Below are 24,376 nucleotides of genomic sequence, written 5' to 3' on the forward strand. Positions count from 1 at the left end.
ACTGCTGCTTACTGGCAGTCTTCTTTTTTATCTATTATGTGTTTCATCATATGTGATTTTGCTACGAAAGGTTCCGTGTTCCACTTTAAATACATAGGAAATAGCACCCTGCTTATCCGTACGCCATATTTCAATCCCCATCTTCTCTAAACGCTCTACAACTTCCTTATGAGGATGCCCATACCTATTACGCTCACCGACAGAAATAATCGCTACATCAGGCTGTACAGCGCTCAAAAAAGGCGCTATAGATGACGTATTACTCCCATGATGAGCAACCTTTAAAACATCCGCCCGTAAATCTGGATACGTAGCTATTAAAAACTTCTCTCCTTCTTCTTCTAAATCACCTGTAAACAACCACGTTAACCCTCCTAATTTTGCCCACATAACAATTGAAGCGTTATTTTCACTTCTCGCTTTTCCTGTTGGAGCTAGTACAAAAAATTCCGCTTCATTTACGCTCCAACTCTCTCCTTCCCCCACTTCACTTATTTTCACTTCCTTTTCTAACGCCTGTTTCTTTAATACTTTTTCTAATACCGCATCTTGTTCCTTTCGGCCAAATACAACTTCTTTTACGGTCATATTCGATAATAAATCTTGCGCAGCACCTATATGATCCGCATCTCCATGCGTTACGATTAATTTATCGATTGTTTTAATCCCTTCCTTTTGTAAATACGGGATTAAAATATCATTTCCAACAGAAAATTCGTGCTTTTTCCGTTGCCATTCTTCCTTATTTGCACGCATTGTTCCACCAGTATCAATGAGGTAAATCTCTTTATCGTACGGGAGGCGAATTAAAATTGCGTCTCCCTGCCCAACATCAAGAAATGTAACACTCCCACTTTCTCGAAAATACGGATATACATAATGACATGTACAAACCAAAAGAAACATACCCGAAGCTACGAACATAATTTCCTTCGACACCCGCCTTTCCCAAACCATCAATATACTAACAATACTCGTGCAATATAGAGCTACAAGAAGTATAGGTGTTTGTCCGAAAATAAGGCGGATAAACGGTAAATTTTCACAATAACTTAGAAAATCATTAGAAATATTCAAACCTATTGATAGTACATTCGCAAGTCCTTTTGCAAAAAACGGGACGATTGGTATACATACCAAAATGATAATACTACACGGCAATACAATGAGAGATAAAAACGGAACGTATAGGATATTAAGAAAAATACTATATGGAGAAAAATAACCGAAGTGATATAACAAAATCGGAGTACTAACGAGTTGTGAAATAAAAGAAATATAAATGGAATTTCGGATTACTCCTTTACTACTATCTAGTAAAATCGGGGCTGACAAAATCAAGGCGAAACTACCAACGAACGAAAACTGAAAGCCAATATTAAAAACAAGATACGGATCAAATATAAGCATACATATAGCTGTAACACTTAAAGCATCTAAGCTAGATAAACGAATAGAACATACGAAAGCAATCAACATCAAAACTCCTGTTATAGAAGCTCTTATAACAGACGGGGATGCTCCTGCTAAAATCATATATAGAGGAATGCAAAAGATAAGACATACGGTCGCTATCTCCCTCGTCACACCACTTCTTAGCAAAATAAAATACACAATCACCATTAACAATACGATATGCGATCCTGAAATCGCCAACAAATGTACAAGACCAAATTGCTGATATTGCTCTTCAACTTCAAATGTCATTTGTTGTCTATCACCAAATACTAATGCATTCATAAAAGCACCTGATTGCGCTGGAAACATTTCTGTAACGCCCGAGATTGCTTGCTGTCTCAAAAGAAGAATCCATTGCACGAGTGACAACGATGTTTTATGACATTCAGAAATATATGTAGCCTCCAATATGAAATGAATATTTTGCTTATACAAATAATCACGATAATTAAAACCATGAAAATTCCGAGCTATTGGTGGTTCTTTCCTCTCACCTTCGAATACACAGGATACTCCTGCATATAATTGTCGCAGTTGTTTCTTTTCCGAGGCTGATTTAATTTTGTAACTTAACTGCACTATATTTTCATTCTGATCTTCAACTTGAAATGATAGGCGATCCCCGTTAATAAGAGGTGTATTTTGTATTACCCCCCTTGTAACTTCGTAAGGTTCTCCTAGAGGCTTGTTTTGCCCTTGAATATACGTAGTGTACATAGCGCCACTAAAACACGCTAACATACAAAAAAAGAAGGTTTTACGCGAAGTACGGTATAAACAAAAGAAAACACACAAAACGAGACAACAAGTCAGCAATAAAACTGAAGTGGAAAAGGCAATCGCAATCCCTACGATAAACGAGATTGCAACATAGCCCCATTGTCCATACAACTCATACTCACTCCTTATAGCATCATTTTTGCTTTCGTGAATACATGCTGTAATTCTTCCATTGATAAGTTTTCTTTTTCTAAAGATGCAAATAGTTCTTTTAACTCCATATGGCGCTTTTGATCCTCTAATGCCGCAATATTATATTCTAGCGGAACGTGTTTCACTGTTACATTCGCTTTTTCAAATAACTCTACGGCATATGGATGATTTTTATAATCCTGCGCATAATAAACTGCTGTAATACCACTTTGAATAATCGCCTTACAGCATTGTAAACAAGGGAAATGCGTAACATAAATTTCCGCTTCCTCCGTTTTCACACCGAACTTTGCACACTGTAATAAAGCATTCATTTCTGCGTGAATTGTACGAACACAATGATTATCAATAACGTAGCATCCATCATCTATGCAATGTACGCCACCTTTAATTGAACCATTATATCCACCAGCAATAATTCGTTTATCACGAACGATTGTCGCTCCTACTGCAAGCCTTGTACATGTACTACGTAAAGATAGCAGATGGCTTTGCGTCATAAAATATTGATCCCATGAAATTCGTTCCATATTTTTCACCTACTTTTTTGTCTACTTGTAGTGTAGCGAATGAAGAAAAACTTCGTCAATCTTTTACGGAATAATAATTTGATCTTTTATTTTTTCCAATGACTTCACACCGATCCCATCAATCTCTAACAAATCTTCTATTTTCTGAAAAGGACCATGTTCTTCTCGATATTTCAAAATACTTTCTGCTTTCCGAGAACCAATACCTGTAATTTTTTCAAGTTGTTCTTTAGAAGCTGCATTTATTTGAACTTTCCCCTCCCCCTTTGAAATAGCAGCTACTTCTTGCACTTGTTCATTTTCATTCGGTACATAAAGGATCATTTGGTCTTGTACTATTTGCGCTAAATTCACCTTCTTCCTATCTGCCTCGGGTAAAAAACCACCTGCCTTTTCAATGGCATCCTTGACCCGGTCCCCTTCTTTCATTTCATACACCCCCTCTTTAACAACAGCCCCTTTCATATCAATTACAATTATTTTTTTCTGCTGCTTTGTATCCGATATTTTCGGTTTACTTTTTTTCTCTAGCTCTTTCGCTTGAACATCCGTTGTAATGACCGTTCGCTCTGTATGCTGGTTCGTTTTCCAAAAAAGAAGAAAAAGTACAGTTCCAATAATAGCTACTAATCCTAACCATTTCTTTGGAAAATCCCACATCATTTTACACCTCTAATCATAAATTTATAACATCATTCATATTGTTTAGGAGAAAGCTGTTACGAAGGAGGGATGAAACATTGAACATAGGAATTATAGGGACAGGGAACATGGGGAATATACTAATCGACGCATTTTTAGAAACCCGTGCTGTCAAACCTTCGTGCCTTACAATCATTAATCGAACGCCCGCCAAAGCATATCATATAAAGGAAAAACACCCTTCTGTTCACATAGCCAAAACTATCGATGAGGTAATCGAACGATCACATCTTATTTTTATTTGCGTAAAGCCGATAGATATATACCCGATCCTACAAAAATACGCTGAACATTTTTCTGATGAAAAGTGCTTAGTTTCTATCACAAGCCCAATATCTCCGTCACAATTAGAGACACTTGTACCTTGCCACATTGCACGTATCATTCCGAGCATTACAAACCGCGCCCTGTCTGGCGCATCACTATTTACATTTGGAAGTAAATGCTCTGAAGAGTGGCAACAAAAGCTATTTCGCCTATTCAAAAACATTTCTACTCCCCTTATGATAGAAGAAGATATAACGCGCGTTTCATCTGATATAGCAAGCTGCGGCCCTGCATTCTTTAGTTATTTATTACAATGTTTCATTAACGCTGCTGTAGATAAAACAAATATTACACATGAAGAAGCCACTACTTTAGTAAGTGAAATGGTCGTTGGAATGGGGAAACTACTTGAAAAAGAGATTTTCACATTGCCTACTTTACAAGAAAAAGTATGTGTTAAAGGCGGCGTTACAGGAGAAGGCATTCGTGTTTTAGAAGAACATGTTGGGGATATGTTTCATAAATTAATCGAGCGGACACACGAGAAATTTGATGAAGATTTAAAATGCGTTGATCAGCAATTCAATAAACACACATAATAAATACGTCATCGTCATTCCAAATCCTTTTTATAAATACTTACTTTTTTACATTACATTTTCACTTAAACTAGCATTTTCACACTTCACGTATATCATCTTCCTATTATGCTAGAACTAAAATTACAACTTCTTTATAAAACAAAAGCAACCTTCTCGGTTGCTTTTGTTTTATGCGTTTTTCTTCGCCATGAAGAAAATACGCTCTGTTTGTTCTGTAACTTCAAGTCGCTCAAAGTCACCAGTCACACGAAGCACTGTAAACCCAGCTTCTTCAAGCCATTTTGTTAACTCTTCAACCTGATATGCACGTTGCACGTGACATTCGTCAAAACGATGGTACACATCTTCTTCTGGGTCTTGAACAAAGAATGTTAAATCATGTTCTACACTATTTGATTCTTCACCAGGGAAGCAATTCCAAATAAGAGATATTTCCTCTCCATTCACTGTGTATGTTTCATTTTGAAATACATGATGTATTTTATACAAAGAATGTACATCAAATAAAAACAAACCATCTTGACGTAAATGGTGAAACACTCTGCGAAACGTTTCTTGCACTCCATCTTCTTGCAATACATAATTTAATGAATCACAAAAGATAGTTACACAGTCAAACTCACCCGGAACGTCAAGCTCTCGCATGTCTTGTTGGTAAAAAGGAATAAAGTATCCTTCTCCGCCTAGTTTTTGCTGAGCGACCGTTAACATCTCTTCTGAAAGATCGACACCGATTAAATCGTAACCCTTTTGTACAAGCGGAAGTGTTACATTACCCGTACCGCATGCTACATCAAGAATCTTCGCCTCTTTCATATCCGCTTGCTGTAAACTTTCCTCAGTGAATTCCACCCATTTATCATAAGGAACATCATTCATTAGTTCGTCGTACAACAATGCAAATTGTTCGTATTTCATTGGTCTAGCTCGTCTGTAATATCCTCACGCGGTACATCGCCCCAAAGACGCTCTAAATTATAGTGATTACGCTCATCTTTATGGAATACATGAGCAACTACATCTCCAAGGTCAACTAATACCCAACGTGCTTCGTCAAAACCTTCCATACGTTGTACGTCGATTTCAAACTCATGTGCTTTTGATTTAATTTCACGCGCAATTGCTTGCACTTGCTTATCTGAGTTACCGTGACAAATAATGAAATAATCTGCAATTGGTGAAACACCTTGCATATTTAGGACAACCATATCTTCTGCTCTCTTATCATCAGCCGCTTTTGCTGCTAATACTAATAAATCTTTATCTTTCATTTACTAATTTCCTCCTTGATAACTGCGTTGTATGTTTGGAATGTTAATGGATAAATCGTTTGATTTTTTTCCATTAAAAATTGAATTGTTCGCTTTAACGCAAATAATAAAGCTTGATTTATATCCGTATATGCGAGTTTACGAGCTTCCTCCACCCCTGGAAACTTTCGCCCAGGCTCAATGTAATCAGCTACATAAATTACTTTATCTAACATCGTCATTCTCTCATGACCACTTGTATGATATGTAATAGCTTGCAGGATTTCAGGATCTGTAATGCCTACTTCTTTTTCTACTAAGTATGCCCCAACAGGTGCATGCCATAACTCTTTGTTATAACAGAGTAAATCTTTCGGCAAATTTTCACTTTTAATAATCTCTTCCATCTCAGAAATCGCTCTACACTTCGCATAATCATGGAATATAGCTGCAACTTCAGCTTTTTTTTCATCCACACCGTATAACTTAGCAAGTTCAATTGCTGTCTCCATTACACCAATTGTGTGTATATAACGTTTTTCATGCATTTGTTGTTTGACAATATGAAGTGCTTTCTCACGATTCATACAACCCATTCCTCTCGATATACACCTGTACTTTTTCAGGAAGTAAATATTTACATGTTCTCTTCTCTTTATATCTCTCACGCAATAAAGATGAAGAAACTGCAAACTCCGGAATTTCCACAGTGGTGATAGGATAAGGTGTACGCAATGTATAACCAGGTCTTGCAACCCCAACAAACGTTACAAGATCAAGTAAAGCTTCAATATTATACCACTTTGGTAAATACTCAACCATATCTCCACCAATAATAAAGTGAAACTGCACATCCGGATACTTCTTCGTCAATTGTAACATAGTGTCATACGTATAAGATGGGCCCTTCCTGCTTAGCTCTTCTAAACAAATAGAAAAATGTTCCTCTGCCTCAGTCGCAAGCTCTAACATTTGTAAGCGATTTTCTACACTTGTAATATTCCGCCCTTGTTTATGCGGTGGAATTTGGTTCGGTAAGAACCATACTTCTTCTAAATTCAAAGCGTGATATACTTCATTTGCAATTAGCAAATGCCCATAATGTGGCGGATCAAATGTACCGCCAATGATGCCAATTTTTCTCAAAAGAAACGCCCCTTCCTTTTACCTACAGTAACTCTCTTCATTCCTATCCGAAGAGAGTTCACTGTTAATAAAAGTTCAATTGGTTTCGCTCTCTACATCATTACGCACTTAAGATAAAAAATAGCATATGCTATTCTTTTGATCGCGGAAGTTTAATTTGTTTATTTTCTCTAGATTCTTTGTATAAAACGATTGTACTTCCAATTACTTGAACAATTTCAGCACGTGCGCCTGTTGCAAGTTCTTCTGCAACTTCACGACGATCGAATTCACAGTTTTGTAGCACACTTACTTTAAATAATTCACGAACTTCTAAAGTATCTGCGATTTGTTTAATCATATTTTCATTTACTCCGCCTTTTCCTACTTGAAAAATCGGTGTTAAATGATGTGCTTGTGCACGTAAAAATCTTTTTTGTTTTCCTGTTAACATATATGTTAGCCTCCAAGCTTTCTTATAACTAATTGTTTCATTCTATCGATATTCGGTACACGCCCTGTCCACATTTCAAATGCAAGCGCCCCTTGATAAACAAACATATCAATACCATTTTGAATCATTGCACCTTGCGCTTTTGCCTCACATAAAATTTTCGTTTCAAATGGATTATAAATTATATCTGATACAATCGTCCCTTTTTTTAACGAAGAAATTTGTAATGGCGTATGTTCGACGCGTGGATGCATACCTATCGTTGTCGTCTGAATGATAATATCATAATTCCCTTGTTCTTCTGTTGCTTTTTCTAGCGATAAAGCAACAGAATTAACAGTAGCCGTACATGCAGCAATAAGTTCTTTCGCCTTATCTACTGTACGATTAGCTACATCAATCTCTTTCACACCTACATCAGCAAGAGAAAAATAAATAGCTCGACTAGCACCACCTGCGCCAAGCAATAAAATACGTTTCTCCTGAAGGGGTTCACTACTAATTGACTGCAGCGCTCGGACAAAACCAATTCCATCTGTATTGTAGCCAATCAATTTCCCATCCTTATGAACCACTGTATTTACTGCACCAATTTGTTTTGCTAGCGGGTCAATCTCATCCAAATAATCCATAATAGCAACTTTGTGCGGAGTTGTTACATTAAATCCTGAAATACCTAATGCTTTTAAACCTCTTACTGCTTCCCCTAGCACTTCCTCTTTAACAAGAAATGCATGATAATGGGCATCCATATTCAAGTGTTCAAATGCATCGTTATGCATAACGGGTGATAATGAATGTCCAATTGGATTTCCGATTACACCATATAATTGTTTCATAAATCCCTCTCCATATTAAATTAAAGATTTACGTAGCGAAACACTTACTCCTTTTGGTACGTGTGCAACAATTTTTGCTCCCGGTTCGTTTACCGTAACCCATCCTAATCCAGAGAATACAACATCCGTTTTTGGTTCACGAATATTAAATTCGTATTTCACTAACTCTGGCATATTTTCTAATTCTTCTGGCGTTGGCGGGCTTAGTAAATCCCCAGCATGATTTTTATACAATTCATCTGCTTTCTCAAGCTTTGTACGATGGATTGTTAAACGATTCGAGAAGTGACAAGTAAATGCACGACGACCACCACTTACATAATCAAAACGTGCTAATCCACTGAAGAATAATGTTTGTTCTTCATTTAATTGGAACACCATCGGCTTAATTTCTTTTGTTGGTGTAATAAGCTTTAAGCTTTCTTTTCCAACATAATGAGCCATTTGATGGTGGTTAATAATACCTGGCGTATCATATAAAGAAGATTCTTCGTCTAACGGAATATCAATTAAATCAAGTGTTGTTCCTGGGAAATGAGATGTTGTAATTACATTTTCAGTCTCATCACTAAACTCTTTAATCATACGATTAATAAATGTTGATTTTCCTACATTCGTACATCCAACAACGTAAACATCTTTTCCGCCGCGGTAATACTCAATAGCATCTGCCAGCTCAGCAATCCCTTGTCCCCTTGCTGCACTAATTAAAAAGATATCTTCTGGCTTTAATCCTAGCTGCTTTGCACTATAGCGCATCCAATGCTTTACTTTATCATGTTTTACTGACTTAGGAATTAAATCAGCTTTATTTCCAACAAGTAATACTTTATTATTTCCCACGAAACGATGTAAACCAGGTAACCAGCTACCATTAAAATCAAAAATATCTACAATCTTAACTACTAATGCATCTGATTTTCCAATTCCGTTTAGAATACGTAGGAAGTCATCATCTGTTAATGATACATCTTGAATTTCGTTGTAATGCTTCAAGCGAAAACAGCGTTGACAAATTACTTGTTCTTTCTCTAAAGATGAGGCAGGAGCATATCCTACTTCATTTTTATCTTCTGTTTGAATTTCTACACCGCAACCAATACATTTAATTGTTTCAGTCAAACTTTATTCCTCCCAGTTAATTAAACCTTTTTTCTTCATATTTCTCATAATTCTTCGTTCAATTTTTCGATTAAAGCGCGTTACTAATCCGTCCGTTTGTGCTACCGGTACAACTAAAATCGTATGAAGTCCCACTCGGTTTCCACCTAACACATCCGTTAGTAACTGATCCCCAATTACTACAACTTCATCTGGCTGCAGGTCCATCTCTTGTATCGCACGCTTAAACGCGCGAACAAATGGCTTACGCGCACTATGAATAAATGGAATACCTAATGGATCAGCAAAGTCTTTCACACGTTGCTCATTATTATTTGAAACGACCGTTACTTGAATGCCTTGCTCTTTCATTTTCAAAAACCATTCTTCAAGTTGTGGCGTTGCATTTGGACGATCCCATTCAATTAACGTGTTATCTAAATCAGTAATGACACCTTTAATTCCACGTTTTTTCAAATCTTCTGGTTGAACATGATATACATTTTTCACATATTCATTTGGTAAAAATAGCTTCAATTTCTTTCACCTCTTTGAGGAGTTTTCATAAAAATTTTTCGACAGCATATTTCGATATATGACCTGTGGATAAAATTGTACACATTTTCCACATTAATTTTTCAGCTGATTTGGAATTTACTAACAATCTATACACATTTTATCCACCTAGGTATGTGGATAACCACTCGTTTGTGACTGTCATATTTTTTTGGTACATTAAATGCAACAACGAATCAATCCTTAAATTATTAGGAGGTGACTCACCTTGAAAACAAAATATATGGAACAGTTATCTACTGAGTTACTCACTGAGTCTTATTATAAAGCAAAAGAACTAAAATTAAATCCCGACTTCATTTTACTTATAAAACAAGAAATGATTAGACGCTCATTAGAGGACAAGCTTGTCAAATCGTCTTGATTACATATAAAGTGAAATTTCAATGAGCTAACTTGTAAAAAGAGCCATCCTGCGATGGCTCTCGAATAAACAAGTACTCCCATCTAGGGAATTTCATCATTAAGCATCTTTGTCCATAACTCTTGCTTACAGTTATAAAATGTTTTCTTTACTTATGAGCCGAACGAGTAGCAATTTTTTCACCAAGACGAAGCTCTTGTCCACTCTTCAAATTCTGCACTACTTCTATCATATCTTTTTCAAACAATAACACAACTGTTGAGCCAAATGTAAAGTATGCCATTTCTTCACCTTTTTGAACAGTACTTCTTTCATGCAACAGCTCAATACTATTGACAAACATAGCTCCTACTTTTACAAGTGCCATATGTTCACCGTCACTATTTACTTCTGTAACAGAGCGATAATTTTTTGATAATGGCTCTTTCCCGTATTCCATACCAGCTGCATTTACCGGATATGATTTTCTACCAAGTACAAACCTTTCAGTCACAGAACCAGAAAGCGGACTATGAATACGATGATAATGACTTGGGCTTAAATAAATAACCATGTATGTACCACCTGCATATCGCTTTGCACGTTCTTCATTACCTAGCATATCCACGATTGAATAACGCTTACCTTTAATATCAAATGTTTTTGTGTCCTCAATAGGACCGTGATCAGCAAAAACACCATCAACAGGACTAACGATACTCGATGCATCTGTATCAACACTACGCTTTCCTTCTTTTAGCTTACGCGTAAATAATTCATGCAATGTTCTATATTCCTTCAAACCCTTTTCCATCTCATCTTGGTTAATTTGAAAAACTTTCGCATACGATGGAATAATGATAGAGCTCAAACGAGATTGTGCAAATTTACGTAATATATAAGAAGTAAAACGACCATTTGTAAGTTCGATCATAAGTCGATATAATGTACGTCGCAAATTGCGAAACCTCCTAATCAGTCTATAACTTTAGCTTCCCCTTCTTTTCCTTCTATATCATATGTAAAATTGGTTCTTATTCCCACATATCATATAGAACTGTTTCATTATACATGCGGAAAACTAAGTATGGTATTATTCTTAAATTGTTTAGCACCCTCTAATATTACAGATAGAATCCGTCATTTTCAACAGTGAACATAGATTTATTCTGAACACAACTCTTTTTCTTTCCTTATTGACAAAAAGAAAAGCAGCCCATTTTAAAATATGGCTGCTTGCAATGTACGTTATTCTTTCGCTTTTTTCTCTTTCTCAGCTCTTACAAATTCATGGAACATTTTCATTAAAGCGCGCTTTTCAATTCTTGATACGTAGCTTCTTGAAATACCAAGTGCCTTCGCAATCTCTCGTTGCGTTTTCTCCTTATCAAGCCCCAGTCCAAAACGCTTCACGATTACTTCTTTCTCTCGTTCGTCTAAAATATCGATATACTCTTTAATCTTTTCTAACTCCATACTAAGCTGAATCATATCAATTACATCTTCAGACTCTGATTTTAATATATCGATAAGCGATATTTCATTCCCCTCTTTATCTTGCCCGATTGGATCATGAAGTGAAACGTCTTTTTTCGTTTTTTTCAGTACACGTAAATGCATCAAAATTTCATTTTCAATACAGCGTGCTGCATACGTCGCAAGTTTTGTTCCTTTTCCAGCCGAATAGCTCTCGATGGCTTTGATGAGCCCAATTGTACCAATTGAAATTAAATCTTCTGCATCTTCCCCTGTGTTTTCAAATTTTTTAACGATATGAGCTACAAGCCGTAAATTATGTTCAATTAACAGATTTCTCGCTTGAGCATCACCTTGCTCCATTAACTCTAAGTACTTTCTCTCATCATCTGATGATAACGGCTGCGGAAACGCATTATTCTTCACATAAGAAACAAAGACAAACACTTCTCGAACCATATATCCAATTGCGGCGAATAGACTCAAACCTTTCACCTCCGCCAAAATAGTGGTCTTTATTATGTGTATGTGGGCGTGAGGTTGTTTGTGTCTGTACGATATAAATATGGAATCCTTAGCTTTTTGTCGAACGAAATAAGTCTTTCATACCTTGAATATTTTTCCAATTCATTGCAATATGTAAGGTTCCAAAATTTTGAAAGAGGTGTTTTCATGCGATACGCTACATCAAAAATCAGAAACCTTGTAATACTTACAGCATCATTTTTCTTACTTTCAGCTTGTGGACAACAAACGTCTCCTACAAAAACTGAGGCTACTAAACAAGATACTGCCGTATCAAAAGACAGTACAAAAACGGAAGATAGCCAAAAAACTGAAGACAGTGCAAAAGCTAAGAACAACGTAAAAACTGAGAGCAATGCAAAAACTGAAAATAATACGAAACCTGAAGCAGAATCTAAAAACACACAAAAAGAGCAACAACCAGCTAAGCAACCAAATAAACAAACTGATACTATTACATTCACAAGTGAAGATGCTATAAAAGTTCTAGAAAAAAGAATGGGAGCTCGCTCAAATGAAATTCGTTACGGCTCCAGCGAAGACAAACTAATTGGCACAATAAATGGTATTAAGCTATACGACGTATTATACGGACGCGAATCTCCTGAAAACTCTCGTGCACTAAATTTTGCAGTGGGATCTGATGGAAACCTATATGATTGGTCAAAAGCTCAAGATGGTATTCTTCAACCACTTAACAGCAATTAATAAATGATTATAAGAACATAGTAAAAGCCAATCGATACGTATCGATTGGTTTTTACTAATATTCACTCCAAATTTTCTTCCCGGTATGCGCATCAATATAACGAATTTCTCGACTACCGTCGAAGAATTCTTTATACTTCTCACCCGTTGTTTGTTTATACAACAATTGATATACCGTTTCCTCTACATCATGATCTATAGACCATTCTAATTTAACTCGAATAGCCTCTCTGTATATTTCTAACGCTTTTTCTTTTGTTACTTTTGGTGTTGTTTCGTATGTAAGTAATTCTTTTATAAGGTTGCTAGGCTCTCCAGAGTAGTGCATCACTGCACCGTTTTCCGCATTGATGTTAATCATAAATTGGTTATACTCTGCCGGAATATCATTTATATATACAGAAAAGATAAATCTTTCAATCCCATCTTCTGCTTCTTCACGTTCCTCCCAAAGACGTAGATATTGTGTGATATCTGGAATAACTTGTTCTAAAAATTGAAGTGCTTTTTGTAAACATTCCTCTCTAGACAGTATTTGCTTTACTTCTTTATCGTCTGTCAGTTTTATAAAGCCAATTAATTCATTGGTAGATTTATCAACCGTAATGCCAATTAAATTATTATATTTTAACATCGGTAAATGCTTTTTAAAGAATTCATTCATTAAATACGGATTTTTTTCTTCTTTCTGTTTTTGTAATTCCTCTTTCGGAACAAATTTCATCCTTATTCCATCATCATTTTCCGTCTCATCTACTTTTGTAAAACTTTCTTTATCCCAGTCAAATAATTCGAATATGTCACCTTTCCGGCTATCTTTTTTTATTTTTTCAACAGCTACTGTTGGCGGTAATTTATAATGTTTTGGTCCAAATAAATCTTCTCCCGTACTTGCATTAATAGATGCATGACTAGGTTCTGGCTCATATACAAGATGGTACCCTTTTACTTCCTCTCCATTTTCATACTCACATGAAGAGTGTGTTAAATCCACAAATACAAGTCTCATATCTTGTCTAGCTTTCAAATTTTCTAAGACAACGTTCTCCTCAATAATTTCACTTGGCCATAACGTTTTTTTCTCGATAGCTTTTTGTCCATTATAACGAAAATGCACAACATTACCTGAAGGACAAACTTGCACGACACACCCTGTATTCGGCAATGGATAACCATTCACTTCTTGCATAAAATTTACTTCTTTCCGACCACGCCTGTCGTCCTTAACCGTTACATATGTATAAAATTCATATCCTTCTTTTGTATATTTTTTTAAGAATGCATTTGCAATCTCTCTTGCTTTATTCTCTCCTATCGCTTCCTTACCACTCGAAAAATATTTTTTATCATCTATACTAAATTCAATTAAATTACCAGTATGTCTATTCAGCGTAACTTGTATCGTTCTCTCCTCATCCTCTTTATGTTCCCACCATAATAGATGATATGGGTCATCCACACCTTCTTGATCATCTACGACAAGCCTATAATCATCTGGAATGTCAATCATATGAGCCACTTGCTTTTTTCTTTCTTTATCTTTTTGATCCATCATACCTCTCCCTCTATTACAATTTAAGGTAATTATAACAAACAAAACTAAATAACTATAAACAAAAAAGACTAGAGATATCTCTAGTCTTCTACTTCGTCTCACGATGTAGCGTTACTCGCTTTAATCGTGGACAATATTTTTTTAGTTCGATGCGCTCTGGATTGTTTCGTTTATTTTTTTTAGAAATATAATTACGATCACCGCACTCCGTACAAGCTAATGTAATATTTACACGCATATGCAATTCTCCTTTCTTTCAAAGATCGCAAACTAAAACGTAATGATTACGATTTATATGTTATATAACTTTATTCTATTTGTCAATTACAAAACAAAAGGGATCTAAATAGAACCCTTTTGTTTTGTAATCTATACCTTTTTTTAAAATGTTTCATATGTAACAAACTCACTAATCGGCTTTCGATATCCTCGTGGGCGAATTTTAGTAGTATCGCTTTTTCCTATCGTAATCATTAAAACAGGTACTACATGCTCCGGCATATTCAATTCACTTTGCACTGCTTTTTCATCGAAACCGATCATTGGGCACGTATCATAGCCGTAATATTTAGCTGCATACATAAAAGTCATCGCACTTAACGATGCATTTCTAATCGCTTCCTCTTCCATGAAGCGTTCTCCTTTTCCTTCATATAGCCCTTTCGTTTGCTTAATTGTATCTTTATATTCACATTCATCAATCATCTTTAAAACCTTCATACCAAAATAAATATTTTCGACATTTTGGTATGCTCTCTTATCACCACAAACAAGTATTACCGCAGATGCACTCGATACTTTATATTGCCTAAAAGCTAACTCCTTTAATCTTTCTTTTCGCTCTTGATCACGAATTACAACATAATGTGTATGCTGCAAATTGTAACAAGATGGCGAAAGCTTTGTTAGCTCAAATATTTTTTTAAAATCCTCATCAGGGATTTCTATTCCTTGTTCAAATTTCATTGCGGAACGTCTGGCAACTGCTAATTCTTCAAAGTTCACCGTATAGCCTCCTTAATAACCGTAAATTCAAATATACATTAATTCATACAATTGAATAAATCAAATGAAAACACTTTAAATTATGGATAATAATGATGATTTACAAAAAAAAGACAAAAATCTGAAACAATTAGTTCATACGAAATTCACACGAATCTATTACTATAAGAATTGTACATAGTGAATTTATTAACAATCACGTTTATTCATATAGAATCTTACTCGAAAGGAGTTGAAAGTATGAAAACTAAATATCGTTTTATGATTTCATCATTTGCTGCTTGCGCTTATATGCTTTGGTATTTAGTATAATAACAACCTCACTTGTAAATAGGAAAAGGTGTGTATATAAATGGAATATAATCAATCAACAGTTAACTACTGGAAAGCTTTTGTACTACCGTATACATTTGCTTTAGAAGAGTTAAAAACTAAATTTGAAATTATGAACCGGGAAGCTCAATTTTTAGAGGATTACAACCCGTTTGAACATATAAAAACAAGATTAAAACAACCTGAAAGTATTATTAAAAAGCTTGAGCGTAAAAATTTATTACCGACAGTTGAACATGCGCAAACGCATTTACAAGATATCATTGGCATTCGTATTACATGTTGCTTCGTAGAAGATATTTATCATTTAAAAGAAGTCATTCAAAAGCGTGAAGATATGGAAGTCATAGAAGTAAAAGATTATATCGCTAATCCAAAGGGAAACGGATATAAAAGTTTACACATGATTATTAAATATCCTTTATCCCTAAATTCTGGTACAAAAGATGTATTTGCAGAAATCCAGTTACGTACACTTGCTATGGACTTTTGGGCAAGTTTAGAACATAAACTTTATTATAAATATGAGGGGAAAATACCTGAGTATTTAAAAGATGAACTACATGATGCAGCAATGAAAGCTGAAGATCTTGATAATAAAATGGCAACAATCCGCCAAGATATTGATGAAATCGAAGCATGCTCAAATCAAATTATGTTACCACTATAAAAAAAGGTTCTCGCCAATGAGAACCTTTTTTATTTCGCTATTTACAGGTAGGAAGACTCCCTGATTAAAGTTTCACTTTACTTCTTCCCTATCGTGCGAACTTCTTCAATTTTCCAGCCATCTTCTTCTTTTCCAAGCGCATACTGTACATTTTTCTGAAGAGTGACCTCCCCATCTATTTCCTTTTCCTTTGTTTCAACTACAACATACCCTGCTTTGCTAGCTTTCATGTCTATATGTTCCAATTCAATTTTCTTATTTCTCTTTTGAAAAGCGGCTTCTTTTTGTGTTTTTAAATCTTCAGCACTAGGCATCTTCTTTGAGAATAACTCCATATGTTCAGCAAGATTTTTTTCATTTGTCGTCCGTACAAATTCCTCGATAACATCTTGAATCGATTTTTCTTCTTCTTTCGTTATTTGTACCTTTTCCTCAGTTTTTGTAGTAGATTTTTGTTCTATATGATTCTCCTTGGATTGACACCCGACTAGCAATACTATACCTATTAGAAGGGATCCTATTCCCATGAAAAAAGCCTTCATCTTTCCCATCTCCTAAAAAGAAAAGTGAGGCATTTCGCCTCACTTTCATTTATAATTAGCGTCTTCCTTTATTCGGATCGCCACCGCCAACAATATCAAAGACACGTTTAGCGATATTTGTATTCTCTTGAACGCCAGAGAACAAGTATTTACCTGGGCCAAATGCATATACGTTTACATCTTCCCCTGTATGTCCACCTGTCGTCCATCCTGTAACCGAACGCTTATTGAAAATATCCTCAATCGCATTATCAATCTTTGTTACATCTTTTGAAGGAGCTATATCATTTACCGCTTTAATTTCTTCTGGTGTTAACTGTAAATCAATATATTTTTTCAATGTTTCTTCCACATTTGCACCTTTTGCAATCTCATTTGCCATGAATTCTGGTGTGCGTTTTGCAGCTTTAATCGGATCTACTTTAAAGTTATACTCACCATTCGCACCTAAAGATAATCCGCCAGTAGCGTGGTCTGCCGTTGCAACGACTAACGTATTTTTATCTTTTTTCGCAAACTCAATCGCTGCTTTAAATGCTTTTTCAAAGTCTTCCATTTCACTCATTGCACCTACGATATCATTATCGTGTCCAGCCCAGTCGATTTGACTTCCTTCAACCATTAAGAAGAAACCATTTTTATTTTTATTCAAACGATCAATTGCTGCATTTGTCATCTCTTCTAATGAAGGTGTTTTATCAGTACGATCAATCATTTTATCTAATCCGCCTGGTGCAAATAAACCTAGAATTTGATCGTTTTTATCATTTAACAATTGATTTCGATCTGTTACGTAGCTATAACCAGATTTCTTGAATTCTTCTGTAAGATTGCGATCTTTTCTAACAAAGTTATTTACACCGCCGCCAAGCATAACGTCTACTTTATGCTTTCCTTTAATTTTCTCATCAAAATAATCATTTGCAATTGCGTCCATATTTTTACGACTAATGTCATGCGCACCGAAAGCCGCTGGTGTTGCATGTGTAATTTCAGAAGTAGCAACTAATCCTGTTGATTTCCCTTTTTCTTTCGCTTGTTCAAGAACAGTTTTCACTTCTGCTTTATCATTATCAACTGCAATTGCTGCATTATATGTTTTAATTCCTGCTGACATAGCTGTTGCTGCAGATGCAGAGTCTGTAATATTTTCATGTTCATCTTCCGGATATGTCTTTTGCGTTCCTACAAGATGCTTATCAAATTCTGTAGATTCCATCTCAAAAGTTTTTGGATTATCTTTCATATAACGGTGAGCCGTCATATATGAAGGTCCCATACCATCCCCAATTAATACGATGACATTTTTAATCTTTGCATTGCTTCCGCTCTCATCTGCATTAACCTCACTAGAACGAGTAAAATTCCATGTTGCTACCGAAGTAACAGCTAACGACGCCACAACTGCAAATGGCCATGCTTTTTTTACAAACTTTTTCACTATATTGTCCCCCTAATTAGGTTATTCATTTCCCACTATCAAATTTAATAGAAGACTATTAAGAGAAAATTAGTTATATGTAAATTTTTTGTTAACTTATGTAAATATCAGTTATAATTTGTATAACTTTGTCCTTTCATAGCAACCTCCTTCCCCTTTACAATCAAAATATAAATAAGTTGGATTTCATTTAAAGTAAATCTCTTATTTAACAATTTCAATCTACTTTTATAAAAATTAATAGAAATGTGGTGAGCATTTATGAAAACAATAAATCTAGATGAATCTTTTATTTTTGATTTACTCGACCTTTGCAAATCTATTGGATGGTTACAAGATACAGCATTTATGAAAAAACAATTCGAAATGTATCTTTCTCTCGGCACACTTATCGGTTATATGCATGAAAATAAATTGATTGCAGCTGGAGGAGTATTTCCTTTTAAAAATAGTTTTTCTACTATTGGCATGTTAATCGTCCATCCTAATTTTCAAGGCCGAGGCATCGGGCGGATGTTGCTAAGTCGTTGCTTAGAACACACTCAACTAAAAAAACCAATTGCACTTATTGCAACAAAAGCTGGTGAGCCTCTTTATACATCATTCGAATTTCAAACAGTAACGACGATTCATCGTTTTGAAAAACAAACTACTAAGACACATATCGCTCATACACAACAAGTGAAAAAAACAGACCTTATATCACTTATTTCTCTCGATCAAATTACAACTGGAGCTAATCGTTCCTTACTTTACTCATCGCTATTACCAAGAGCCATACACTCTTTTAAAATTGAGAGAAATAACTGTATAGAAGCTTTTTCCTTATGTATACAAAAAGGTAATATATTATGCATCACTCCACTTATCGCAAAGCAAGAGAAGGATGCTATTCAATTATTAAAGAAGATCTGCGAGTGTTGGAATGGCACAGTAAGGATCGATGTCCCACATTCACAATTTTCATTTCGTAAATTTCTTCAAACAGAAAATTTCCAAGAAACGCTTCTTTCACCTCTTATGATGAAAAATGGTAGCCAACTTCCTGGAAATCGTAATATGCTATTTGCTATGATAGACACAGCGTTATGTTAGAAAGGGGACACCTCATTGAAGCGATTTAGCTATTTTATGGTAGGTTGTCTTACTCTTACACTTTTAGTAGGATGTAGTGCAGCAGAAAAGCCAGTAGAACAAGTAAAACAAGTTAAAAATACACTTACAGCGAAACTAGCTACCGAAGAAAAAATGGTAGAAATAGATGGTCAAACCATTTACTTTAAAAAGATTGGTAATGAAAAACCACCTTTACTTATGATCCATGGATTTGGAGGATCGTCAGATGGTTTTCAAAAGATTTACTCAGACTTGGCAAAAGATCGTACAATTATTTCTGTAGATGCTTTAGGATTCGGGCGCTCATCTAAGCCAATGGATTTTTACTATTCTTTCCCAACCCATGCAAATTTGTATTATAAATTAATGAAAAAACTAGGTTATGATTCGTTTGCGATACTAGGACACTCAATGGGTGGAGAAATTTCCCTTAATTTAACGTATTTATATCCTGAAGCCGTTACCCACCTTATTTTAACCGACGCTACAGGCGGCCCTCATACATTCGTTAATAAACAAGGTTCATCAAAACCACAGTTATCGACTGATTTAAATACCGTTTCTACTATTGCAGATTATGATGAGAGCAAAGTGAAATCCAAGCGTAATGATGAAGAGCATTACAATAAAATGAAATTATGGCCTAGACGTCTTCAAATCAATGCAAATGAAATTAAACAACCAACCTTAATTATATGGGGAAGAAATGATAGTAGCGTCTCTTGGAAAGAAGGAGAAACGTATCATCAATTCTTAAAAAATAGTACTTTCCATATTATCGAAAAAGGTTATCATGCACCATTTCGTCAAGAGCCACAAGAATTTGTAGGGTATGTAAAACACTTCTTTAAGAACAATACAGTTGAAAAATAAAATAAGCGGGTATCTCATTTTGAGATACCCGCTTTCATATATTAAGCAGCTTGCTTTTGGCGTTTTTGAGTTTTTGATCCTAATACTTTCGGAATAACGAAACCATCTATTCCAAATTTACCAGCGTTCATACCAGAGACTAGAACGAACATTGATAGGATAACCATTTCAGGGTTTACACCAATTGACCCACTAAACATATAGGAAAAGTTCATTACAAGACCGAAAAAGACCGCTGTTTTTGTTAAACAGCCTACAATTAAACCAATCCCGACTAAAATCTCTCCCCACATTACAAGTGTATTAAATAAATCAACGTTTGGAATTGCGAAGTCTTGTAAAAATGATGCCCACCAAGATTGAACGGCCGGTTGTGCTCCTTTAGATTTTTCAATTGCACCTTGTAAATAACCAGTTGCATCGAATCCTTTTCCTTGTAGTTTACCGATTCCAGCCATTAACCATGTGTAACCAAGATACACTCGAATTATTGCCAACACAAAAGAAACTGCTTTGTTTTCTCTTAAAAATTGAATAACCATATCTTCCTCCTAAAGTTGTAATTAAGTTAGTTACAGATAATATAATAACATTAGTTACTTATTTTTAAAACGTTAATTATGAATAATTCGTGACATGTGTATGAAACATTCAAAACTAACGTTTATATAGTAACTTTTTTCACCTGCAAAAACTTGAACATATCATACCATAGGTGATAATCATTTTCATTGAAGAAAATGTAAAAAAAATGTGAGTTAAATGTGAAACGCCTTTATTCGAATATAGAATAAAGGCGTTTTTTACTATTTATAGAATTGAAATGTATGTGTCTCCTCATCGATTAATTTCGCCTCTTGAAAAGCATCTTCTAACGTTTTTTCATGGTTAATAAGCCCATAAAATACGCGTATTGTAAGCATAAGTGCTGCATTCCCATCTACATAATCTATCGATCCAATATACGATTTCGCCCCACTACGTAAGAAAGATTCTGCTAGTTTTCGCTCCCCTAATGTACACCCGCTATTTACAATATGTGTATTATGCAATTTTGCATATTTATAAATTTCTGCTGCACCAAAGTATCCCCTCGGTTCATCTTGTTCATATATATCTTCACCTAACTCTTCCATGACAAACTTTCCTTCCTCACCATGAAAGCAAAAAATAACATAATTGATATCGTTATATAAACCCTTTCCAGAAAGAATATTAATGAACTCTCTCGGTCTACCAATCCAGTATGTTATAACTTTTGCCCCAAAATATTCAAGCGATGCTCGGATTGATTGCGCCTCTAAATCAGAGTTAAACCCAACTACTAGTGCAACATTCAAAATACACCCTCCATCCTATCATTAGATCTCATCAATCAGACTTTTAAGGGATACATCCATTTCATATATACCCGTTTCTTGCAAAAAATCAGATCTAGTTAAAACGACTTTCTGCACATATTGCCTATACGCTGTAATTGTCCCGTCGTGAGATACAATGCAAATTCTTTCAGCACCTAGCTCATAACACCGAAGAAGAAATTCATCTACTATTTGCTGAAACCTATTCTCTGAAATAGTATTTATACCTTCCATCCATAACTGCTTATTTTTACTTTTCTCTATCGAAAAATGTGGAAATAAATTTGTTATTATCCCCTGATCTACTATGTCGTCACATGGTAATGTTTTCGCTCCTTCTCGATAAGGAAAAATACGCGGGGATACATATGGATGGACGATTGTTTGACAATCTACTTTCGCACTCCATATTGCCGCTGTTTGTAAAGTTCTACATGTAGGGCTAACAATTAATATATCCGTTTCTTGTAATGGCACATTGAATTGAAGTAATTTAGCCTGATTCTTTCCCTCATCCGTTAATGGTGGATGCAACACTTGTAAACTTGACGGCAAATCTTTTGTATGTTCTCCTTCACCGTGCCGAACAAAGACGAGTTTCATATCCAGCCTCCTCTCACTATGAAATCCTCTTACATATTTCTTCCCTATTTCATTCTTTATTCCTGCTATATGAAAAACTGGTATGTAAAAAACATTTGACACAATTAATTGGAAAACATTACAATTATATATGTAAAATACTTTTTACAAGAGAGAGGGGAATCACAAATATGAAATGGATTATCGCCTTTATCGGAATGATCATATGGGGATACATAAATGGATTTTTTAATAGTGATAAAACTGCTAATCCTTGGATTACAGATGATGAACGTGAAACAAAGATTAAACAGAAAGCAATTATTGCAAGCTGGTCTGGTGTTTTCATGTTTTGTATCATTAATCTCTTAAACAAATGGTTAGGTTTAGGAACGAGTAATACATCACCTTACTTACCATCTTCTATCGCAACTATTTTAAAAGAAAATGTAGAGTTACAAGTTTTACTTATGCTATTTATTACATATGGCATATTTTACGTATACTATCGAAGAAAATTAAGCGCTTAACTTTTATCTCATGATTATCCTCCTAAATGGTTATAGTAATTAGGACGAAATGAAAGGAGCGATATAAAAATGAGTAACTCGAATGACTTTTTAGATACACTACATGAAAAACAAGCAAAAGATGAACAAAACAGAAAGCGTCAGGGAAACGGAAACCCCGCGAAAAAAAAGCCAAATAAAACACATAAATAACAATAAAAAAACGTGCCTAAAATTATTTTTTAGGCATGTTTTTTATTCTTCTTTCACCGAGATGACATTTTCCCAGTTCCATTTCTCATAATACCATTCTGGTACATCTATATTTTCAATCCACTTCTTTTCCTGTGTCCCATCACTATTGGACAGCCATACATTGGCTTTCTTACGGTCTGAACGTATCCATATTAATTGATTGTTCTTCTCCATAAAGATGGGATGATAGTCACCTTGCTTATGAGGTGGCTTTGTGATTTGATGTTGTTCGTCGCTTGTACTATCAATCTCATATAAAGATGGTAGTGGCCTTTTTTCTGGCGGAGTTTCTATCCCTGCCTCTTTTGCTCGTGAAACGATTATTACTTTATCGTTCTTCCATGCAAAATCCCAATCGACATATCCTTTCGGCGTAAAGGTGTTCTGCTGAAGTGCCGGCAGTTCTTTTACTTTTAAATGTTTATTCTCTAACGCAACTCTCCCGCTCCCTTCAATATAAGCTAATATATTGTTGGATGGCGCCCATTTGAACCATTGTGGGTTTAATAACATTTGATCTACCTTTTCAAATCGACTTCCATCTGCTCGAACTAAGCAAAGCGTATTACTATCAGCTGACCATGAAGCTGTCGGTACCGCTAAAAATGAAATCCACCTTTGATCTGGTGACCACTCAAATCCACTTGCAACTAGCGCTAGAAAATCATCATGTTCATTTGGTAATGCATACAAATGCTTCATTTTGTGAGGATTCATATGTGCATCTTTTTGCACTTCATATAGCTGAGCTCCTGTCCAACCTGTTGGAAGTAAGTGTGCTTCAGAAGATACAAGAAACTTCTTTCCATCAGGGTACCATGCATAATCACCCACACCAGCCGATACATTTTCAAAATCTGTATTCTTATTTTTGACATCAAACGTATTTAATGTATTCATAAATACAAATGCAATTGTATTCTCTTTTGGTGACCATTGATAATTCGATACTTCAGATTGCAATGGCCTAACTTTCTTTCCATCTTTCAGTTGGTACAACTCCAAGGTATTTTGCTTCTTTCCTTTAGCATAAGAAATCCATTCTCCATCATGAGACCATTTCGGACCTGTTATGTACTCACCTTTTGTTATTTGTTTTTCTTTTCCATCAATTTTAATCCAAAGATCATGATGACGAATAAAAGCAACTTTCACCTTCACCCCATTATGTTCCGCGCTAATATTAATAATTGAACATAAAAATACGATTAACATTGTACCAACGCTTACTATGAACCGTTTCAT

At 35.2% G+C, this 24,376-nt stretch carries 30 protein-coding genes; 8 read left to right on the top strand and 22 right to left on the bottom strand.

Annotation, left to right across the window (positions count from 1 at the left end; genetic code table 11):
* Positions 1 to 27: 27 nt before the first annotated feature.
* The 3 genes from J0835_RS21210 to J0835_RS21220 all read right to left on the bottom strand — a co-directional run bounded on the left by J0835_RS21210 (position 28) and on the right by J0835_RS21220 (position 3,584).
* A complete protein-coding gene (locus tag J0835_RS21210) occupies positions 28 to 2,349 on the bottom strand; it encodes a DNA internalization-related competence protein ComEC/Rec2 (protein ID WP_087982002.1) in 2,322 nt (773 codons plus the stop codon).
* Positions 2,350 to 2,363: 14 nt separating this feature from the next.
* Positions 2,364 to 2,921, bottom strand: a complete 558-nt coding sequence (locus J0835_RS21215; protein WP_000439786.1) for a ComE operon protein 2 — start codon at positions 2,919 to 2,921, stop codon at positions 2,364 to 2,366.
* A 63-nt stretch (positions 2,922 to 2,984) separates the two neighbouring features.
* On the bottom strand, positions 2,985 to 3,584 hold the full coding sequence (locus J0835_RS21220; RefSeq protein ID WP_087982003.1) for a helix-hairpin-helix domain-containing protein: 600 nt from the start codon (positions 3,582 to 3,584) through the stop codon (positions 2,985 to 2,987).
* Between the two features lie 77 nt (positions 3,585 to 3,661).
* Here J0835_RS21220 and comER point away from each other — a divergent pair, with 77 nt between their 5' ends.
* Positions 3,662 to 4,489 carry a late competence protein ComER gene (comER, locus tag J0835_RS21225; RefSeq protein WP_001020539.1) on the top strand — a complete coding sequence of 276 codons (828 nt, stop codon included), beginning with the start codon at positions 3,662 to 3,664 and terminating at the stop codon, positions 4,487 to 4,489.
* A gap of 171 nt (positions 4,490 to 4,660) precedes the next feature.
* On the opposite strand, the gene J0835_RS21230 is transcribed toward comER, so the two are convergent.
* From J0835_RS21230 to J0835_RS21265, 8 genes are all read right to left on the bottom strand, one after another.
* The gene (locus J0835_RS21230; protein ID WP_000873068.1) at positions 4,661 to 5,410 is read right to left on the bottom strand and encodes a class I SAM-dependent methyltransferase; all 750 of its coding nucleotides are present in this window, start codon (positions 5,408 to 5,410) and stop codon (positions 4,661 to 4,663) included.
* Positions 5,407 to 5,763, bottom strand: a complete 357-nt coding sequence (gene rsfS, locus J0835_RS21235) for a ribosome silencing factor (RefSeq protein WP_087982005.1) — start codon at positions 5,761 to 5,763, stop codon at positions 5,407 to 5,409. The genes J0835_RS21230 and rsfS overlap by 4 nt, the downstream gene beginning before the upstream one ends.
* The gene (gene yqeK, locus J0835_RS21240; protein WP_087982007.1) at positions 5,760 to 6,329 is read right to left on the bottom strand and encodes a bis(5'-nucleosyl)-tetraphosphatase (symmetrical) YqeK; all 570 of its coding nucleotides are present in this window, start codon (positions 6,327 to 6,329) and stop codon (positions 5,760 to 5,762) included. The genes rsfS and yqeK overlap by 4 nt, the downstream gene beginning before the upstream one ends.
* The gene (nadD, locus tag J0835_RS21245; protein WP_001226041.1) at positions 6,319 to 6,888 is read right to left on the bottom strand and encodes a nicotinate-nucleotide adenylyltransferase; all 570 of its coding nucleotides are present in this window, start codon (positions 6,886 to 6,888) and stop codon (positions 6,319 to 6,321) included. The genes yqeK and nadD overlap by 11 nt, the downstream gene beginning before the upstream one ends.
* A 130-nt stretch (positions 6,889 to 7,018) precedes the next feature.
* Positions 7,019 to 7,321, bottom strand: coding sequence for a ribosome assembly RNA-binding protein YhbY (gene yhbY, locus J0835_RS21250; RefSeq protein WP_087982009.1), 303 nt, complete (start codon positions 7,319 to 7,321; stop codon positions 7,019 to 7,021).
* Between the two features lie 5 nt (positions 7,322 to 7,326).
* Complete coding sequence (gene aroE / locus J0835_RS21255) at positions 7,327 to 8,160, bottom strand: shikimate dehydrogenase (protein WP_087982010.1); 834 nt, start codon at positions 8,158 to 8,160, stop codon at positions 7,327 to 7,329.
* A 15-nt stretch (positions 8,161 to 8,175) separates the two neighbouring features.
* Positions 8,176 to 9,282: a ribosome biogenesis GTPase YqeH gene (gene yqeH, locus J0835_RS21260; protein ID WP_087982012.1), complete on the bottom strand. Its 1,107-nt coding sequence runs from the start codon at positions 9,280 to 9,282 to the stop codon at positions 8,176 to 8,178.
* Positions 9,283 to 9,285: 3 nt separating this feature from the next.
* Positions 9,286 to 9,798 carry a YqeG family HAD IIIA-type phosphatase gene (locus tag J0835_RS21265; RefSeq protein WP_087982014.1) on the bottom strand — a complete coding sequence of 171 codons (513 nt, stop codon included), beginning with the start codon at positions 9,796 to 9,798 and terminating at the stop codon, positions 9,286 to 9,288.
* 247 nt (positions 9,799 to 10,045) lie between these two features.
* Between J0835_RS21265 and J0835_RS21270 the strand changes: the two genes are divergently transcribed.
* Complete coding sequence (locus J0835_RS21270; protein ID WP_000853283.1) at positions 10,046 to 10,201, top strand: sporulation histidine kinase inhibitor Sda; 156 nt, start codon at positions 10,046 to 10,048, stop codon at positions 10,199 to 10,201.
* 148 nt (positions 10,202 to 10,349) lie between these two features.
* Here the strand turns inward: J0835_RS21270 and J0835_RS21275 are convergent, their stop codons facing one another.
* Positions 10,350 to 11,138: a phosphatidylserine decarboxylase gene (locus J0835_RS21275; RefSeq protein WP_048562268.1), complete on the bottom strand. Its 789-nt coding sequence runs from the start codon at positions 11,136 to 11,138 to the stop codon at positions 10,350 to 10,352.
* 290 nt (positions 11,139 to 11,428) lie between these two features.
* Complete coding sequence (sigK, locus tag J0835_RS21280) at positions 11,429 to 12,142, bottom strand: RNA polymerase sporulation sigma factor SigK (RefSeq protein WP_000051382.1); 714 nt, start codon at positions 12,140 to 12,142, stop codon at positions 11,429 to 11,431.
* 186 nt (positions 12,143 to 12,328) lie between these two features.
* On the opposite strand from sigK, the gene J0835_RS21285 reads away from it, so the two are divergent.
* Entirely contained in the window at positions 12,329 to 12,889 is a 561-nt protein-coding gene (locus J0835_RS21285) for a hypothetical protein (protein WP_087982016.1), read from the top strand.
* 55 nt (positions 12,890 to 12,944) lie between these two features.
* On the opposite strand, the gene J0835_RS21290 is transcribed toward J0835_RS21285, so the two are convergent.
* The 3 genes from J0835_RS21290 to J0835_RS21300 form a co-directional block, all read right to left on the bottom strand.
* A complete protein-coding gene (locus J0835_RS21290; protein ID WP_087982018.1) occupies positions 12,945 to 14,441 on the bottom strand; it encodes a YcdB/YcdC domain-containing protein in 1,497 nt (498 codons plus the stop codon).
* 91 nt (positions 14,442 to 14,532) lie between these two features.
* A complete protein-coding gene (gene rpmG / locus J0835_RS21295) occupies positions 14,533 to 14,682 on the bottom strand; it encodes a 50S ribosomal protein L33 (RefSeq protein ID WP_001265617.1) in 150 nt (49 codons plus the stop codon).
* Between the two features lie 143 nt (positions 14,683 to 14,825).
* Positions 14,826 to 15,449, bottom strand: a complete 624-nt coding sequence (locus J0835_RS21300; protein WP_087982020.1) for a nitroreductase family protein — start codon at positions 15,447 to 15,449, stop codon at positions 14,826 to 14,828.
* A 352-nt stretch (positions 15,450 to 15,801) separates the two neighbouring features.
* Between J0835_RS21300 and J0835_RS21305 the strand changes: the two genes are divergently transcribed.
* Positions 15,802 to 16,452 (top strand): GTP pyrophosphokinase, encoded by a 651-nt coding sequence (locus J0835_RS21305; protein ID WP_087982022.1) that lies wholly within the window; start codon positions 15,802 to 15,804, stop codon positions 16,450 to 16,452.
* A 77-nt stretch (positions 16,453 to 16,529) separates the two neighbouring features.
* Here J0835_RS21305 and J0835_RS21310 read toward each other — a convergent pair whose 3' ends face one another.
* A complete protein-coding gene (locus J0835_RS21310) occupies positions 16,530 to 16,994 on the bottom strand; it encodes a hypothetical protein (RefSeq protein ID WP_087982024.1) in 465 nt (154 codons plus the stop codon).
* 55 nt (positions 16,995 to 17,049) lie between these two features.
* Positions 17,050 to 18,435 (bottom strand): alkaline phosphatase, encoded by a 1,386-nt coding sequence (locus J0835_RS21315; protein WP_087982026.1) that lies wholly within the window; start codon positions 18,433 to 18,435, stop codon positions 17,050 to 17,052.
* Between the two features lie 261 nt (positions 18,436 to 18,696).
* Between J0835_RS21315 and J0835_RS21320 the strand changes: the two genes are divergently transcribed.
* Both J0835_RS21320 and J0835_RS21325 read left to right on the top strand, forming a co-directional pair.
* Complete coding sequence (locus tag J0835_RS21320; protein WP_087982030.1) at positions 18,697 to 19,530, top strand: GNAT family N-acetyltransferase; 834 nt, start codon at positions 18,697 to 18,699, stop codon at positions 19,528 to 19,530.
* A 15-nt stretch (positions 19,531 to 19,545) separates the two neighbouring features.
* Positions 19,546 to 20,424, top strand: coding sequence for an alpha/beta fold hydrolase (locus tag J0835_RS21325; protein WP_087982032.1), 879 nt, complete (start codon positions 19,546 to 19,548; stop codon positions 20,422 to 20,424).
* A gap of 41 nt (positions 20,425 to 20,465) precedes the next feature.
* Here J0835_RS21325 and J0835_RS21330 read toward each other — a convergent pair whose 3' ends face one another.
* From J0835_RS21330 to J0835_RS21340, 3 genes are all read right to left on the bottom strand, one after another.
* Entirely contained in the window at positions 20,466 to 20,966 is a 501-nt protein-coding gene (locus J0835_RS21330; RefSeq protein ID WP_087982033.1) for a DoxX family protein, read from the bottom strand.
* Positions 20,967 to 21,230: 264 nt separating this feature from the next.
* A complete protein-coding gene (locus tag J0835_RS21335) occupies positions 21,231 to 21,767 on the bottom strand; it encodes a delta-aminolevulinic acid dehydratase (protein WP_087982035.1) in 537 nt (178 codons plus the stop codon).
* An 18-nt stretch (positions 21,768 to 21,785) separates the two neighbouring features.
* The gene (locus tag J0835_RS21340) at positions 21,786 to 22,388 is read right to left on the bottom strand and encodes a histidine phosphatase family protein (protein ID WP_087982037.1); all 603 of its coding nucleotides are present in this window, start codon (positions 22,386 to 22,388) and stop codon (positions 21,786 to 21,788) included.
* A gap of 170 nt (positions 22,389 to 22,558) precedes the next feature.
* On the opposite strand from J0835_RS21340, the gene J0835_RS21345 reads away from it, so the two are divergent.
* The gene (locus J0835_RS21345; protein ID WP_087982039.1) at positions 22,559 to 22,897 is read left to right on the top strand and encodes a phosphoglycerate mutase; all 339 of its coding nucleotides are present in this window, start codon (positions 22,559 to 22,561) and stop codon (positions 22,895 to 22,897) included.
* Positions 22,898 to 22,966: 69 nt separating this feature from the next.
* Positions 22,967 to 23,089 (top strand): DUF4023 domain-containing protein, encoded by a 123-nt coding sequence (locus J0835_RS21350; RefSeq protein ID WP_000071861.1) that lies wholly within the window; start codon positions 22,967 to 22,969, stop codon positions 23,087 to 23,089.
* A 42-nt stretch (positions 23,090 to 23,131) separates the two neighbouring features.
* Here the strand turns inward: J0835_RS21350 and J0835_RS21355 are convergent, their stop codons facing one another.
* Positions 23,132 to 24,376, bottom strand: a complete 1,245-nt coding sequence (locus tag J0835_RS21355; protein ID WP_087982041.1) for an eIF2A-related protein — start codon at positions 24,374 to 24,376, stop codon at positions 23,132 to 23,134.

This window comes from Bacillus cereus group sp. Sample62 (assembly GCF_036851315.1).
GTDB lineage: Bacteria > Bacillota > Bacilli > Bacillales > Bacillaceae_G > Bacillus_A > Bacillus_A wiedmannii.